The 15,460-nt window shown below is 29.0% G+C and carries 14 protein-coding genes; 12 read left to right on the top strand and 2 right to left on the bottom strand.

The genetic code is table 11. From position 1 onward, the window contains the following. Window positions 1-703 precede the first annotated feature (703 nt). From gad to AC2JAQ_RS12600, 3 genes are all read left to right on the top strand, one after another. Window positions 704-2,119: a glutamate decarboxylase gene (gad, locus tag AC2JAQ_RS12610; RefSeq protein ID WP_488456758.1), complete on the top strand. Its 1,416-nt coding sequence runs from the start codon at window positions 704-706 to the stop codon at window positions 2,117-2,119. A gap of 189 nt (window positions 2,120-2,308) precedes the next feature. Next, window positions 2,309-2,683 carry a DUF1292 domain-containing protein gene (locus AC2JAQ_RS12605; protein ID WP_003451221.1) on the top strand — a complete coding sequence of 125 codons (375 nt, stop codon included), beginning with the start codon at window positions 2,309-2,311 and terminating at the stop codon, window positions 2,681-2,683. An 83-nt stretch (window positions 2,684-2,766) separates the two neighbouring features. Further along, a complete protein-coding gene (locus AC2JAQ_RS12600; protein ID WP_488456757.1) occupies window positions 2,767-3,408 on the top strand; it encodes an HAD-IB family hydrolase in 642 nt (213 codons plus the stop codon). 48 nt (window positions 3,409-3,456) lie between these two features. On the opposite strand, the gene AC2JAQ_RS12595 is transcribed toward AC2JAQ_RS12600, so the two are convergent. Beyond that, window positions 3,457-5,106: a putative manganese-dependent inorganic diphosphatase gene (locus AC2JAQ_RS12595; RefSeq protein WP_488456756.1), complete on the bottom strand. Its 1,650-nt coding sequence runs from the start codon at window positions 5,104-5,106 to the stop codon at window positions 3,457-3,459. Between the two features lie 245 nt (window positions 5,107-5,351). Here AC2JAQ_RS12595 and AC2JAQ_RS12590 point away from each other — a divergent pair, with 245 nt between their 5' ends. Beyond that, window positions 5,352-7,901, top strand: coding sequence for a calcium-translocating P-type ATPase, PMCA-type (locus AC2JAQ_RS12590; protein WP_488456755.1), 2,550 nt, complete (start codon window positions 5,352-5,354; stop codon window positions 7,899-7,901). Between the two features lie 42 nt (window positions 7,902-7,943). Here the strand turns inward: AC2JAQ_RS12590 and AC2JAQ_RS12585 are convergent, their stop codons facing one another. Then, on the bottom strand, window positions 7,944-8,354 hold the full coding sequence (locus tag AC2JAQ_RS12585; protein ID WP_488456754.1) for a hypothetical protein: 411 nt from the start codon (window positions 8,352-8,354) through the stop codon (window positions 7,944-7,946). Between the two features lie 267 nt (window positions 8,355-8,621). Here AC2JAQ_RS12585 and deoC point away from each other — a divergent pair, with 267 nt between their 5' ends. From deoC to spoVAE, 8 genes are all read left to right on the top strand, one after another. Continuing rightward, entirely contained in the window at window positions 8,622-9,296 is a 675-nt protein-coding gene (deoC, locus tag AC2JAQ_RS12580) for a deoxyribose-phosphate aldolase (protein ID WP_488456753.1), read from the top strand. A gap of 196 nt (window positions 9,297-9,492) precedes the next feature. After that, window positions 9,493-11,778, top strand: coding sequence for an AAA family ATPase (locus tag AC2JAQ_RS12575; protein ID WP_488456752.1), 2,286 nt, complete (start codon window positions 9,493-9,495; stop codon window positions 11,776-11,778). 133 nt (window positions 11,779-11,911) lie between these two features. Then, a complete protein-coding gene (gene spoIIAA, locus AC2JAQ_RS12570; protein ID WP_488456751.1) occupies window positions 11,912-12,247 on the top strand; it encodes an anti-sigma F factor antagonist in 336 nt (111 codons plus the stop codon). A gap of 13 nt (window positions 12,248-12,260) precedes the next feature. Further along, window positions 12,261-12,683 (top strand): anti-sigma F factor, encoded by a 423-nt coding sequence (gene spoIIAB / locus AC2JAQ_RS12565; RefSeq protein ID WP_488456750.1) that lies wholly within the window; start codon window positions 12,261-12,263, stop codon window positions 12,681-12,683. 17 nt (window positions 12,684-12,700) lie between these two features. Continuing rightward, window positions 12,701-13,456, top strand: coding sequence for an RNA polymerase sporulation sigma factor SigF (sigF, locus tag AC2JAQ_RS12560; RefSeq protein WP_488456749.1), 756 nt, complete (start codon window positions 12,701-12,703; stop codon window positions 13,454-13,456). Between the two features lie 132 nt (window positions 13,457-13,588). After that, on the top strand, window positions 13,589-14,062 hold the full coding sequence (gene spoVAC / locus AC2JAQ_RS12555; RefSeq protein ID WP_488456748.1) for a stage V sporulation protein AC: 474 nt from the start codon (window positions 13,589-13,591) through the stop codon (window positions 14,060-14,062). A 6-nt stretch (window positions 14,063-14,068) separates the two neighbouring features. Continuing rightward, window positions 14,069-15,088, top strand: coding sequence for a stage V sporulation protein AD (gene spoVAD, locus AC2JAQ_RS12550; RefSeq protein ID WP_488456747.1), 1,020 nt, complete (start codon window positions 14,069-14,071; stop codon window positions 15,086-15,088). A 5-nt stretch (window positions 15,089-15,093) separates the two neighbouring features. Further along, window positions 15,094-15,459 carry a stage V sporulation protein AE gene (spoVAE, locus tag AC2JAQ_RS12545; protein WP_488456746.1) on the top strand — a complete coding sequence of 122 codons (366 nt, stop codon included), beginning with the start codon at window positions 15,094-15,096 and terminating at the stop codon, window positions 15,457-15,459. The last annotated feature ends 1 nt before the right edge of the window (window position 15,460 follow it).

Raw genomic sequence — 15,460 nt, 5'->3', positions numbered from 1 at the left:
AGAGTGAATAAAATTATATTCACTCTTATTTTTTTAAAATAAAAACCACTTGCTATGTGAAGGCGTTAATGAGTGATTTAATTATATGCTAAAAACTTCTTGTAATTAAACTAATGTAGAGGATTTTATCTTGATACTGTTGAAAAAAATAAAAAAGTAATTTAGGAATAAATAAGAAATTGAGAACAAGAAGATATGATAGTATATCAAATAAGTGTAAAACAATGTAAATTACTAAAGTGAATTTTTAAACAAAATGTTAACTAATTGTGTACTGATTTTTTTATAATTCTATCTTTTGTTAGTAAAATTTTTTAAATTTTAGCAATATCATTTTCGTATAAATATAAAAAAAAATGCTATTATAAGTTATATTAATAAAAAAAATGGGTTTTTATTAATGATGTATTAAAAAAAATATTTTTAAAATATATTATAGAGAAAAATGAAGAAATAATTAGAAATTTAAAGGATTAATGAGTTAACTTAAAAATGAACAAATAGATAACGAAATATTAATAAAATGTAACTAATTAAAGAATTTTAATTAATTAATAAAAGGTGTATTATATAAATAACTTGATGAGGTAATCATTAAGAGAAAAAAATAATATCAATATTTACTAAAAATTAATCTTAATTTCTTGAGAGTACTAGGGAGAAATTAAGAATGGTTTTTAGCTAAACTTAGGAGGTATTCAAAATGCTTTTTGGAAAACAAGATTTAGAAAATTTAAAACTAGGAAATGAATTTGAAACACCTATATTTGGAACAGTTGAAAGTAATGAGCCTATTCCAAAATATAAATTAGCAAAGAAATCAATTGCACCACAAGTTGCATATAGATTGATAAAAGATGATTTACTAGATGAAGGTAATGCTCGTCAAAACTTAGCAACATTCTGTCAAACATATATGGATGATGAAGCAGTAAAATTAATGTCAGAGACATTAGAGAAAAATGCTATAGATAAATCAGAATATCCACAAACAACAGATATGGAAAACCGTTGTGTAAATATATTAGCTGATTTATGGCATGCTCCAAAAGATTTAAACTATATGGGAACTTCAACAGTTGGATCATCAGAAGCTTGTATGCTTGGTGGTATGGCTATGAAATTCAGATGGAGAAATAGAGCAAAAGCTTTAGGAATGGATGTTACATCTAAAAAACCAAACTTAGTAATTTCTTCAGGATATCAAGTATGTTGGGAAAAATTCTGTGTTTATTGGGATATAGAAATGAGATTAGTTCCAATGGACGAAGAACATATGAGCATAAACGTAGATAAAGTTTTAGATTATGTTGATGATTATACAATTGGTGTAGTTGGTATATTAGGTATAACTTATACTGGTAAATATGATGACATAAAAGCTTTAGATAAAAAATTAGAAGAATATAATAAAACAGCAAAAATAACAGTTCCAATACATGTTGATGGTGCTTCAGGAGCTATGTTTGCTCCATTTATAGAACCAGATTTAAAATGGGATTTCCAATTAAAAAATGTTGTTTCAATTAGTACATCAGGTCATAAATATGGATTAGTTTACCCAGGTATAGGTTGGGTATTATGGAAAGATAAAGAATACTTACCTCAAGAATTAGTATTTGAAGTAAGCTACTTAGGTGGTAAAATGCCTACAATGGCAATAAACTTCTCAAGATCAGCTAGCCAAATTCTTGGTCAATATTATAACTTCTTAAGATACGGATTTGAAGGATATAGACAAATACATCAAAGAACAAAAGATGTTGCTATGTACTTATCAAGTGAACTTGAAAAAACAGGTTTATTTGAAATATACAACAATGGTGAAAATTTACCAATAGTTTGCTACAAATTAAAAGATGATGCTAATGTAAACTGGACATTATATGATTTAGCAGATAGATTATTAATGAAAGGATGGCAAGTACCTGCTTATCCATTACCAGAAGATTTACAAAATGTAATAATTCAAAGATTTGTATGTCGTGCAGATTTAAGTAGAAACTTAGCTGACTTATTAATGAGAGATTTAAAAGCTGCTATAAATGATTTAAATAATGCAAGAATTTTAAGTAAAACTAAAGTAGATAATAAGGGTGTACAAGGATTTACTCACTAATATAAAAACTCTCTTCAAAGATAAAACTTTGAAGAGAGTTTTTTGTAAATATAATTATATTTGAACTGATTAAATTTTTATATTGTGTTAAAAATATAATTATATATAATTATAAGAAAGTACTTTTATTATTTTGTATTTAAGGTTACAATTAATATAAAGTAAATTTTCCACAAGGGAGGAAAGATTATGTCAGATAAAGATTTAAACAAATGCTGTGGAGGCAACTGTGGTTGCGGAAGCGAAAAAGAAGAAAAGCATGAAGGATGCGGATGTGGTGGACATGGTCACGATCATGGACATGACCATCATGAAGGATGCGGATGCGGAGATGAGCATTTAGAGCATTTCGTTGTAGACTTAGAAGATGAAGAAGGAAACACAATAACTTGTGATGTTATTGATGCTTTTGAATATAAAGATGAAGAGTACGTTTTAGTACAACATCCTGATGAATCAGTTTACTTATTCAAATCTCAAGGTGAAGAAGGAGAATTAGTTCTTCCTTCAGAAGAAGAGTTTGATGAAGTTGTTAAATTCTACGAAGAAAATGTAGCAGAATAATAAATAAAAGATGATGTTTTACATCATCTTTTATTTAGTTATGCTACTATTAATAAATTATTAATTAAAATATGGAGATCGTTATGGAGAAATTAGCTATATTTGATGTAGATTTTACTTTAACAAGAAAAGAAACATTATTACAACTATTTCGATTTTTAATAAAAGAAGATAAGAAAAATTTGAAATTTGTACCAAGAGCCGCTTTTTCAGGAATTATGTATGGATTAAAGATTTATGATGAAAAAAAGGTTAAGCAATCTTTTCTTAAGTTTATAGATGGAGTAGATGAAAAAGAGTTAAAACTTCTTGTAAAGAAATATTATGATGAGGTTTTAAGTAAGATAATTTATAAAGATTCTATTGATATGATGAGAAAATTAAAGTCTGAAGGATGCAAGATTTATTTAATATCAGCCTCACCGGAATTTTATTTGAATGAACTCTATAATATAAAAGAGGTTGATGTGATAATTGGTACAAGATTTTTATTTAACGGTGGAAAGTTTGAAAGAAAGATGTTAGGGGAAAATTGTAAAGGGGAAGAAAAAGTTAGAAGACTGAAAGAGTACTTAAGAGAACATAATATAGAAGTAGACTACAAAAATTCATATATGTTTTCGGATTCGTTATCAGACAAACCTTTATTAGATTTAGTTGGAAACGCCTACTTAATAAATTATAAGAAAAAGCATGATACTTATAAGATTTTAAAGTGGAAATAATAAAAGCAATCTCTAAAAATAGAGATTGCTTTTTATATTTCATTTAAATTATTTGCTAACTCTTGTTGTGATTGTTTGAGTTAATGGTGGTACAACTTGTTTCTTTCTTGAAAGAACTCCAGGTAAGAAAGTAGTTGAATCCTCTAACTTAACTTTGAATGCTTCCTCAGCTATTTCAGGACTTCTTCCAGTTACTAATATTTGTGAACCTTCGTTTATTATGTCAGTAAGTAATAACATAATCATTTCTAAGCCCATTGATTCAGCTTTTTGATTCATGTAAGCTAACATGTCATCTTTTAAAGGCATGAATCCTTCGATATCCATTGTATTAACTTGAGCAACACCTACTTTAACTCCTTCAATTGTGAAAGGTTTAAAGTCAGCGTTGAATATTTCTTCAATAGATTTTCCTTTTAATGAAGTACCTGCTTTAAACATTTCTTTAGCAAATGTTTCAGGAACTATTCCTGCTATTTCAGCAAGTTTTCTACACATTTTTATGTCTTGTGGAGTACAAGTTGGTGATTTAAATAATAATGTGTCTGAAATGATAGCTCCACATAAAAGTCCAGCGGCTTCTCTTGATGGTCTTATACCATTTTCAAAGAATCTTTTAGCAACTATTGTTGAAGTACTTCCAAGAGGCTCATTTCTAAAGTATATAGGGTTACCAGTTTGAATATCTGCAACTCTATGATGATCTATTATTTCTAATACTTCAGCATCTTCTAAACCATGTACTGATTGACCTCTTTCGTTGTGGTCAACTTGGATAACTTTTTTCTTATGAGTAGAAATTAGGTGGAATCTTGCGATTGAGCCAACAACTTTGTTGTTTTCATCTATTACAGGATAATTACTGTATCTAGTTTCACTCATTGTTACTTTAACATCTTCAACTAAATCATCAGTAGACACTGCTACTAAGTTGTCCTTAGTCATAACATAGTCAACAGGTAAACTTTGAACTATTAATCTTGATGCTGTGAATGAATCATGAGGAGTAGTTATAACTGTTGTGTTATTTTTCTTAGCAAGAGCTATTATCTCTTCTGAAGGTGTATGTCCACCAGTTATTATTAATAAAGATACATTTAAATCTATTAATTCAGCTTGTATTTCAGCTCTATCTCCAGCTATTGCTATATCGCCTTCATTTATGAACTCTTTTAAAGATTCAGCCTGCATAGCAGCAACTACAACTTTTCCAGGGAATATTTTTACTTCTTCGTTTATGTTTTGAGCTTCACCAGATAATGTATCTAATATGTTATCTAATGAAGTAGCACTTTTAGCAAGTATGTTGCTATCCCATACATCCATGTATGTTGCAGTTATATTTGATGTTGATAACATTCCAAGTAAGTGATTATTTCCATCAGCAACTGGAATTGATTTTAAGTTTTTATCTCTCATTATGTTCCAAGCCATTTTAAGTGAAACTTCTGGAGCTAATGGAGCTATTTTATCCATTTCTAAGTCTTCAACTTTTAGTTTAACTGTTTCTAAAAATTGAGGAGCTTCAACACCAAAATAATCAAGTATGTATTGAGTTTCTTGGTTAACATTTCCTAATCTAACTGGTATAGCAGGAGTGTCTTGAGTTTTATTTTTAAATTCAGCATATGCTAAGGCAGCACATATTGAATCTGAGTCAGGATTTTTATGTCCTGTAATGTATATAACATCCTTCATGTAGGTTGCCTCCTTTGTTATTTTAAATTTTTTTAATTCATGAATATATTTTAATTCCTAAATTATGAAAAGTAAAGTTTAACAACACTCATTTTATCATAGTTTAAGAGAATTTTCTATGAGATAAAAGTAGAGAAATATTATGGGTATAAGATGTTACATAAGAATTTTTTTAGTTCTAAAAATAAGCAAATCAAACATATATTACAATAGATTGCTAGGAAAAAAAGGAGGAACAAAAAGTTATGCATGAGAAAGAACTCTTTAGAGGGTTAACAACTCAAGAAGCTAAAAAACGAATAGAGAAGTTTGGATTAAATGAAATAACAGAAAAGAAAAGGGTATCGGCTATAAAAATATTATTACAACAATTTAATGATTTTATAATATGGGTTTTAATTGGAGCCACTATTATATCTGGACTTATGGGAGATGTAGCAGATGCTATTACTATCTTTGTTATCGTTGTAATAAATGGTCTTTTAGGTTTCATACAAGAATTTAAAACAGAAAAGTCTTTAGATGCTTTAAAATCTTTAGCAGCACCAACCTGTAAAGTATTAAGAGATGGAAATATTAAAGTTATTAATGCAAATGAATTAACAATAGGAGATATTGTAATTCTTGAAGCAGGTGATAGAGTACCAGCTGATGGTGAGATATTTGAATGTACAAATCTTATGGTTGATGAATCATTACTTACTGGAGAGTCTGTAGGAGTTAATAAAGCAATTAATTCAAAGGAAGCTTCTTTAACTTATATGGGGACTAAAGTATTAAAAGGTAAAGGAAGATTTAGGGTAACAGCTATAGGAATGAATACAAAGATGGGTTCAATAGCTGATATGCTACAAGACATAGAAGAAGAAAAATCTCCTCTTAAAGAAAGATTAGATGGATTAGGAAAAATTTTATTAGTATTATGCCTTGGAATATGCGGTTTAGTAACTATTTTAGGTATTATAAGAGGAAATGATTTAACTGAGATGTTCTTATTAGGAGTAAGTTTGGCAGTAGCTGCCATACCAGAAGGACTAGCTGCTATAGTAACAGTTTCCTTAGCTTTAGGTGTTTCTAGAATGCTTAAGAAAAATGCTTTAGTGAAGAAATTGCCAGCAGTAGAAACTCTAGGATGTACCTCAGTTATATGTAGTGATAAAACTGGTACATTAACTCAAAATAAAATGACTGTTAAGGAAATATTTGTTGAGGGAAAACATTGTAGAATAGATGTTGATAAGATTCCTAATTCACCTATACTTATGAAGGCATTTATTTATTGTAATGACTGTAATTATGATTTTTCAAAAAATAAAATGGAAGATGTTTTGAATGGAGACCCTACTGAAACAGCATTAATAAAAGCATATTTTAATGATATTGATACTTTGAAAAATACAGTATCCAATATAAATAGAGTTTTTGATATACCTTTTGATTCAGGTAGAAAAATGATGTCGGTAATAGCTAAGGAAAATGGCAAAGAAGTTTGTTATGTAAAAGGAGCTCCAGAGAGGCTTATAAATAAATGTAGATATATACATGAAGAAGGAAGAGTTAAATTATTGACTGCTCAAAAGAAACAACAAATATTAAATGTTGTTGAAAATATGAGTAATAGAGCTTTAAGATGTATAGCTGGCGCTTATAAAATAGATAATTTAACAAGAGATGAAGGATTAGAAAAAGATCTTATATTCCTTGGTATTGCAGGTATTATAGATCCACCTAGACCAGAGGTTAAGGATTCGGTAATAAAATGTAGACTAGCCGGAATAACGCCTGTAATGATAACTGGTGATCATAAGAATACAGCTTTTGCTATAGGTAAAGATTTAAATATTGCAAAATCACAAGACCAGGTAATAACTGGAGAGGAATTAGACAAATTAGATGATAATCAACTTAAAAAGTTAGTTAATAAACTTAGAATATTTGCAAGAGTTACACCTAACCATAAGTTGCGAATAGTTAAGGCTTTTAAACAAAATGGTAATATAGTTGCTATGACTGGAGATGGAGTAAATGATGCTCCGGCTATAAAAGAGGCAGATATAGGAGTTGCTATGGGAATATCAGGAACTGATGTTACAAAGGAAGCCTCTGCAATGATTTTAATGGATGATAATTTCGAAACCATAGTATCAGCGGTAGAAGAGGGAAGAATAATATATGATAACATAAGAAAGTTCATAAGATATTTATTGTCATGTAACTTAGGAGAAGTATTAACAATGTTCCTAGCTACAATTTTCTATCTTCCAACACCGATGTTACCTATACAAATATTATTTGTAAATTTAGCGACAGATGGATTGCCAGCAATAGCTTTGGGGGTAGATCCGGCTGATAAGGATATAATGAATCAACAACCTAGAAGTAAAAAAGAAAGTATATTTGCAAGAGGGCTTACTGAAAAAATTCTAGTAAGAGGATGCTTGATTGGGATATGCACATTATTATCATTTATTGTAGGTGGATTATATGGAATGAATTTAGAGACATGTAGAACAATAGCTTTATCAACATTAGTTATGTCTCAATTGTTACATGTTTTTGAGTGTAGATCTGAAAGACATTCTATATTTGAAATAAAATTATTTACTAATATATATTTAGTGGGTGCTGTTTTCATATCAATAGTAATGTTATTAAGTATTATTTATATTCCTTTCTTCAGTGGTATATTCCACACTACTATTTTAGGAATAAATCATTGGTTAATAGTATTATTCTTTTCAACAATAATTTTCTTTATAAATAGCTTATATTTATTTATAAAGGTAAAAAAATAAAGGTTGTTTAAAAGATAAAAAGCTGTATCGTTATACAGCTTTTTATCTTTGTTTAAATTGTTGTTGTTGTCTAGCTTTCTTTAATTGTGAATGGTCAACAGGTACTAAATCTTGTTTAGTAGTTAAGTTAAGTATGTTATTAAGTACAATATATTCTTTTTCATTTTCTTTATTTGACTTAAGTCCTTGAACTATAACATTATTTCCTTTTTTCACGCTTATGAAAGTAGGTTTTTTAAACCAACGATTCTTTTTATATACGCATTTTATTATTTGCTTACTTCTTTCAGGTTTAACTATTAAAGTAACAACTAACTTGTGGAATATCCAAAGAATAGTTTTTTCTTCGATTTTTTCAGAAATTACGCTTCCTTGAAATTGAGCCATTCTATCGCCGTATTTTTCAAGATAAGAATCAGTGTAATATTTAGATAATTTTTCTTTGAAACCCATAATTATAACTCCTTTTAAGTTGACGAATTTACATTTATTATTACTATAAATACATATTATATGATAGATAGTATTATAACACAATATTAAATATATTAAAATACTTTGGTTAGGGCTGAAAGTAGGTATAATGAGAATTTTATATAAATATATTATTTAATATTTTGTAGCAAAATTATGCAATGTAAATATTTAAATTATAGACTTATAAGAATTTATATTCTATAATAAGAGTATAATGAAAATGTTATCTTAGGAGGAAATGTAATGGATAAACAACAATTAGCAAGAATGATAGACCACACTATATTAAAACCTGAGGCTGATAGAGCATCAATAGAAAAGCTTTGCAAAGAAGCATTAGAATATAATTTTGCATCAGTTTGTGTAAACCCTACCAATGTAGAATTAGCAGCTGAGCTTTTAAAAGGAAGTGATGTAAAAGTTTGTACAGTAATAGGTTTCCCTTTAGGAGCAAACACTATGGAAGTTAAAGCTTTTGAAACTAAAGATGCAATAGCAAAAGGTGCAGATGAAGTTGATATGGTTATAAACATAGGTAGATTAAAAGATAAAGATTATGAATATGTAAAAAAAGATATAAAAGCTGTTGTAGATGCGGCTGATAAGAAAGCGCTTACAAAAGTTATAATAGAAACTTGTCTTTTAACTGATGATGAAAAAGTTGAAGCTTGTAAATTAGCTAAAGAAGCAGGAGCAGACTTTGTTAAAACTTCAACTGGATTCTCAACAGGTGGAGCAACTCCAGAGGACATCAAATTAATGAGAGAAACAGTAGGATCTGACTTAGGTGTTAAAGCATCAGGTGGAGTAAGATCAATAGAAGATGCTGAAGCTGTAATTAAAAATGGTGCTACTAGAATAGGAGCATCAGCTTCAATAGCTATATGTGAAGGAAAAGTTTCTGATTCAACATACTAAGATATGATTAAATATTTTTAGTTCCATTAAAGCCTATAGAAAAGTTTTTCTATAGGCTTTTTTGTCGAAGAAAAAAATAAATAAAAAAGTGAAAATGATGGCTAATTTTAAACTTTTAGAATATTAATATAATAAAGTACTTATAAAGAGGAGGTTACTCTATTAAAGCTAGGATTAGTTTTATGAGTGAATGTATATGAGAAGAGAGTTAACTCCACAAGAAGTAATTTATAATGAAGATTTTACAAGTAGAATAGCTAGAAACGAAAACAATGGTAGTGAATACTCAGAGGTTTTTAAAAGAATTGATGAAGCATTAAGTATAAATAAAGAAGGTTTTAATGTTTACTTAATCGATGAATTTTCAAAACAAAAGCTTAAGGATATAATTCTGCATTTAGAAGAAAAAATGAAGGAAAGAAATAAACCTAAAGATATATGTTATGTAACTTTAGATGATATTAAAGCACCTAAAGTTATATTTTTAGAAAATGGAATGGGAGAAAAGCTAGATGAAAGATTAGAATATGTAAAATCTTTTTATTACGAAGAGATTTATGCCTTTTACAATTCTTCTATAAATAAAGATAAGGAAGATATTATTAATGATATACAAAAAAAGAGAAGTGATTATATAGGTGATTTAATAAAGGGTGCTAAGCAAGAAGGCTTTGATTTAAAAGCTACATCTTCTGGCTTTGCATTTATTCCTCTATTAGATGGAGAGGCTATGACAGAGGAAGAATTCGATGATTTAGAAGAAAATAGTAAAGGTGATATATCAATAAAAGCTAGCAAATTAAAAGAGGGAGCAGAAGATGTTTTAGAGGAACTTAAAAATATAGAAATAGATTCTATTGAGAAATTAAAAGTTATACTTAGAAATTATTTAGAAAATAAATCATCATCTGTTAAAGAGAAAATAAAGAATGATTTTAAGAATGAAGAAGATGCGTATAATTATCTTATAGATGTATGTGAAAGTCTAGAAAATCTATTGATTGATAATTACACAATAAATTTTGATGATGATGAAGAAAAAATAAATGAAATTATTGCAAAATATATTTGTAATATTATAAAGAATAGTAAGGGACAAGAAACACCTAAAGTTATATTTGAAGAAGATCCGAGTCTAAATAATCTTCTAGGAACAATAGAGTATGAAAATCATAATGGTGTATATTCAACAAGTGTAAAGCTTATAAAATCAGGTTCATTGCTTGAAGCTAATGAAGGATGTCTAATAGTTAGATTAAGTTCTTTAATGAACAATGCTAATAGCTACTATTATTTAAGAAGGGCACTGTTAAATGAAAAAATAAATTATGATTTTAACAGAGGGTATTTAGAAGTGCTTTCTTTAAATGGACTTGATCCAGCTCCAATACCAATTAAGGTTAACGTTATTTTAATTGGAGACTTTGAGAGTTATGATGTTTTATATAATTGTGATGAAGATTTTAAAAAGATATTTAGAATTAGAGCAGAATTTTCAAATTTGATAGGTATAGATAAAAATAAAAAATCTTTATTAGAGCTTGTGAATAAAATCATAAGTGATAATGACCTTTTAAAGATTTCAACCTCTGGCGTTAATGCCATAGGAAAGCAGTTAGCTAGAAAAGCTGGAACAAGAAAGAAGATGCTTTGGGATATTGATGAAATAGAAAGGTTATTACTTCTTGGAAATGAAGAAGCCAAGAATAATAATAAAACACTTATAGATAAAAGTTCTATAGAATTTGTTATAAATCAATGTGGTGAAATAGAAAAAGATTATTTGGAAATGTACGAGGATAAAAAGATAATCTTAGAAATAGAAGATAAAATTATTGGAAGTGTAAATGGTCTATCTGTAATAGATTTAGGATATATAAGTTTTGGAAAACCTATGAGGATAACATGTACTTGCTATAAAGGTAGTGGGAAAATTATGGATGCACAAAGAGAGAGTAATTTAAGTGGAAGCATTCACAATAAATCCTTAAGTATTCTAAGAGGCTTTTTAAGTAGCTTTTTTAATGCTTATGAAGTTTTACCTGTAGATTTTCAATTAAGTTTTGAACAGCTTTACGGGAAAATAGAAGGTGATAGTGCTTCTGTTGCTGAAATTATAGCCATGATTTCTGCTTTAAGTAAAATTCCAGTTAATCAAAGCATTGCCGTAACTGGGTCAGTAAATCAGTTTGGTGAAGTACAAGCAATAGGAGGAGTGAATGAAAAGATAGAAGGGTTCTTTAATGTTTGCAAAATAATAGGGACTCATGTAGGAAAAGCTGTTTTAATACCAGAAAGTAATAAGGATGAACTGATATTGAATAGTGAAATAGAAGAAGCTATTAAAAAGGGTGAATTTAAGATTTATGTAATGAAGGATATAAATGAGGCACTTACGACATTACTTCTAGATGAGGGGATGGTTATTGAGGATGTAGCCACTAAAATAAATGGAGAAATTAAAAAATTTAAAGGGATATAATATTAAATAAGCTCATGGAATTTTGTTTCTATGAGTTTTATTTATTTTAGTATTATTTGACATAAAGTATTAAAATATGTTAAAATATGGAAAAGATAGTGTGTAGGAGGTGAAGCTCAATAAGAGTGAGTATATGTGGTTGGATTTTGAAAAAAGAGGAAATGTTTTAGTTGTAAGTTTAATTGGGGAATTAGATCATCATAGTGCTGAGGAAGTAAGAGTAAAGATTGATGATAGAATTAGTCGAGAGAATGTAAGAAAACTTATATTAGATTTTTCGGGTGTAACATTTATGGATAGCTCAGGAATAGGAGTTATTATTGGTAGATATAAAAAGATAAGTATGCGTTCAGGAGAAGTTAACATAATATCTGTTAATAAAAGTATAAAGAGAGTTTTTGAGTTGTCTGGAATATTTAAGATAATAAAGTATTACGAAAATTTGGATGAAGCTCTAAAAGTGGGTTAATGGAGGTTTAAATATGGATAATAAAATGAGATTAGAGTTTTTGGCTAAATCTGAAAATGAAGGGTTTGCAAGGGTCAGTGTATCAGCTTTTGTTGCTCAATTAGATCCAACTATTGAAGAGTTAACTGATATTAAAACTGCCGTTTCTGAAGCTGTAACTAATGCAATAATTCATGGATATGAATGTGATGAGAATAAATTAGTTAGAATTGAAGCAACTATATGTCAAGATGAAATAAGTATAACTGTAGAGGATAATGGAATAGGAATAGAGAATTTAGAAGAAGCAAGAGAGCCCTTATATACATCAAAGCCAGAGTTAGAAAGATCAGGTATGGGATTTACGGTTATGGAAACATTTATGGATTCTTTAGAAGTTTATAGTGAAAAAGGCAAGGGTACAAAAATAATAATGAAGAAAAAAATGAATACATAGGCAGGTGAAGAAAGTCTATGGATATTAGTAGTATTGAGAAAGATAATTTTAATTATGATAAGAATACAGCCCTGATAGTCTTAGCAAAAGAAGGAAATAAGGACGCTATGAATAAGCTTATAGAAGTTAATACTCCTTTAGTATCTTCTATATGCAAAAGATTTATGAATAGAGGATATGATTACGAAGATATATTTCAAATTGGATCAATGGGGCTTGTTAAGGCTATAAATAATTTTGATGATAGTTTTAATGTTAAATTTTCTACCTATGCAGTACCTATGATTATAGGAGAAATAAAAAGATTCTTAAGAGATGATGGGATAATAAAGGTAAGTAGAAGCACAAAAAGTTTAGCTAAAAAACTTCACTATAATAAAGAAGAATTAATAAAAAAGCTAAATAGAGACCCTACTATAGATGAATTAGCAAAGTATTCTGGTGTGGATAAGGAAGAAGTCGTAGTAGCCTTAGAATCTGCAAATAGTATGCAATATTTATATGACACTATTCATCATGATGAAGGAACACCTGTACTCCTCATAGATAAACTTAGTGAGAAGGGTGAAGATGATGATATGGTAAATAAAATAGCTTTAAAAGAAGCTATAAGTTCCTTAGATACAAAAGGAAAGCAAATTATAATGCTTAGGTATTTTAAGGATAAAACTCAAATTCAAGTAGCTAAAATGCTTGGTATAAGCCAAGTTCAGGTTTCTAGAATAGAGAAAAAGGTACTAAAACTTATGAAGGAAAAATTAGAAGAGGATTGATTATAAATGAAATATTTTGGGAGCATTATTTTTTATGAGACTAGTCATAGAAAATAATGCTTATTTTTTTGCATATATTAGGGAGAAGAAATTAATACTATATGTATAAAATAAAAGCAAAGGATGGTTGATATGGCTAATTATCAAAGTGATGAAAAAATAAAAAATAAATTTAATGAACTTGAACAACAAATAAGACCAAAGCCAAAGACATTAAAGAATTGTATAATGGCCTTTGTAATTGGTGGATTAATCTGTGTTATTGGCCAGTTCATAAGAAATTACTTATTAAATAAGGGATTTCCAGATGAACAGGTTTCAATTATAACTCCAATGACTATGGTATTTTTAGGAGCTCTCCTAACAGGCCTTGATATTTATGATAAGATTGCAGCTGTTGCAGGAGCAGGAACTATAGTTCCTATTACAGGTTTTTCAAATGCTGTGGTATCACCAGCTATAGAATTTAAAAAGGAAGGATTTGTAATGGGAGTAGGAGCAAAAATGTTTACTATTGCAGGACCAGTAATAGTGTACGGCATAGGAACATCAGTTATTGTAGGAGTAATATATTATTTATTACTTAGATTTGGAATTATGGGGTGATTTTAAATGAGTAATAATTTAAAGAGAGTTGGTAAACAAACTATAAAGTTAGAGAGTAAACCTAGAATAATATCAACATATAGCATTGTTGGACCTAAAGAAGGAGATGGTCCTCTAAAGGAATATTTTGATAAAGTTTTACAAGATGATTGCAATGGATGTGATAGTTTTGAAAAGGCTGAGAGCAGTTTAATGATAACATCCATTGAAGAGGTAATAAAAAAGAGTAAAGTTAAAGAGGAAGATGTTGACTATCTTTTTGGTGGAGATTTATTAAATCAATTAACTTCAACTAATTTTGTGGCAAGAGAATTTAAGATACCTTTTTTGGGTGTATATGGAGCTTGTTCAACTATGGCAGAATCATTAAGTTTAGCATCTATGGTTATAGATGGAGACTTCGCTAGATATTCAATAGCAGCTACATCCTCTCACTTTAGCTCAGCTGAAAGACAGTTTAGATTTCCTTTAGAATATGGATGTCAAAGAAAAGAATATTCACAATGGACTGTAACTGGTTCCGGAGCTATGCTTTTGGGAAAAGAAGGAGATTTTCCATATGTGACCTATATAACTACAGGAATTGTTAAGGATTATGGAATTAAAGATGCTGATAATATGGGAGCTGCTATGGCACCAGCAGCAGTAGACACAATATACAAACATTTTGTTGATACTAATAGAAAGCCAGAAGATTATGATGTAATAGCCACTGGAGATTTAGGGAAGGTTGGAAGAGAGCTAACTGAAAAGTTATTAAAAGAATATGGTTATGATGTAAGTAAGGTTTACATAGATTGTGGAGAAAAAATATTTGATAATGAAAGACAGAAAACATTCTCAGGTGGAAGTGGATGTGGATGCTCTGCAGTAGTAGGATGCGGATATTTGTATAAAAAACTTATGAAAAAGGAAATTAAAAGAGTACTTTTAGTTTCAACAGGAGCCTTATTAAGTTCAACATCTTCTCTTCAAGGAGAAAGCATACCAGGAATAGCTCATGCTGTGGCTATAGAATATATATAAGGAGGATGATGAATTTGCAAAGTTATATAAATGCATTTTTAGTAGGTGGAATTATATGTGTAATAGGTCAATTATTAATGGATAAAACCAAATTGACTCCGGCAAAAATATTAGTTGCTTTTGTAACCATAGGAACAATATTAGGTGCTTTAGGTATTTATGATAAAATAGTTCAGATTGGAGGAGCTGGAGCTACTATACCTTTACCTGGCTTTGGATATGCGCTTGCTAAGGCAACTATAAAGGAAGTAAATGAACAAGGACTTTTAGGAGCATTTACTGGTGGATTTAAAGGTGCGGCAGGAGGATTAACAGCTGCTATATTCTTTGGATATATAATGGCTTTAATATTCAATCCAAAAACTAAATAAA

Source organism: Clostridium sp. LIBA-8553, from assembly GCF_057782465.1.
This window is presented reverse-complemented; position numbering and strand designations above follow the sequence as displayed.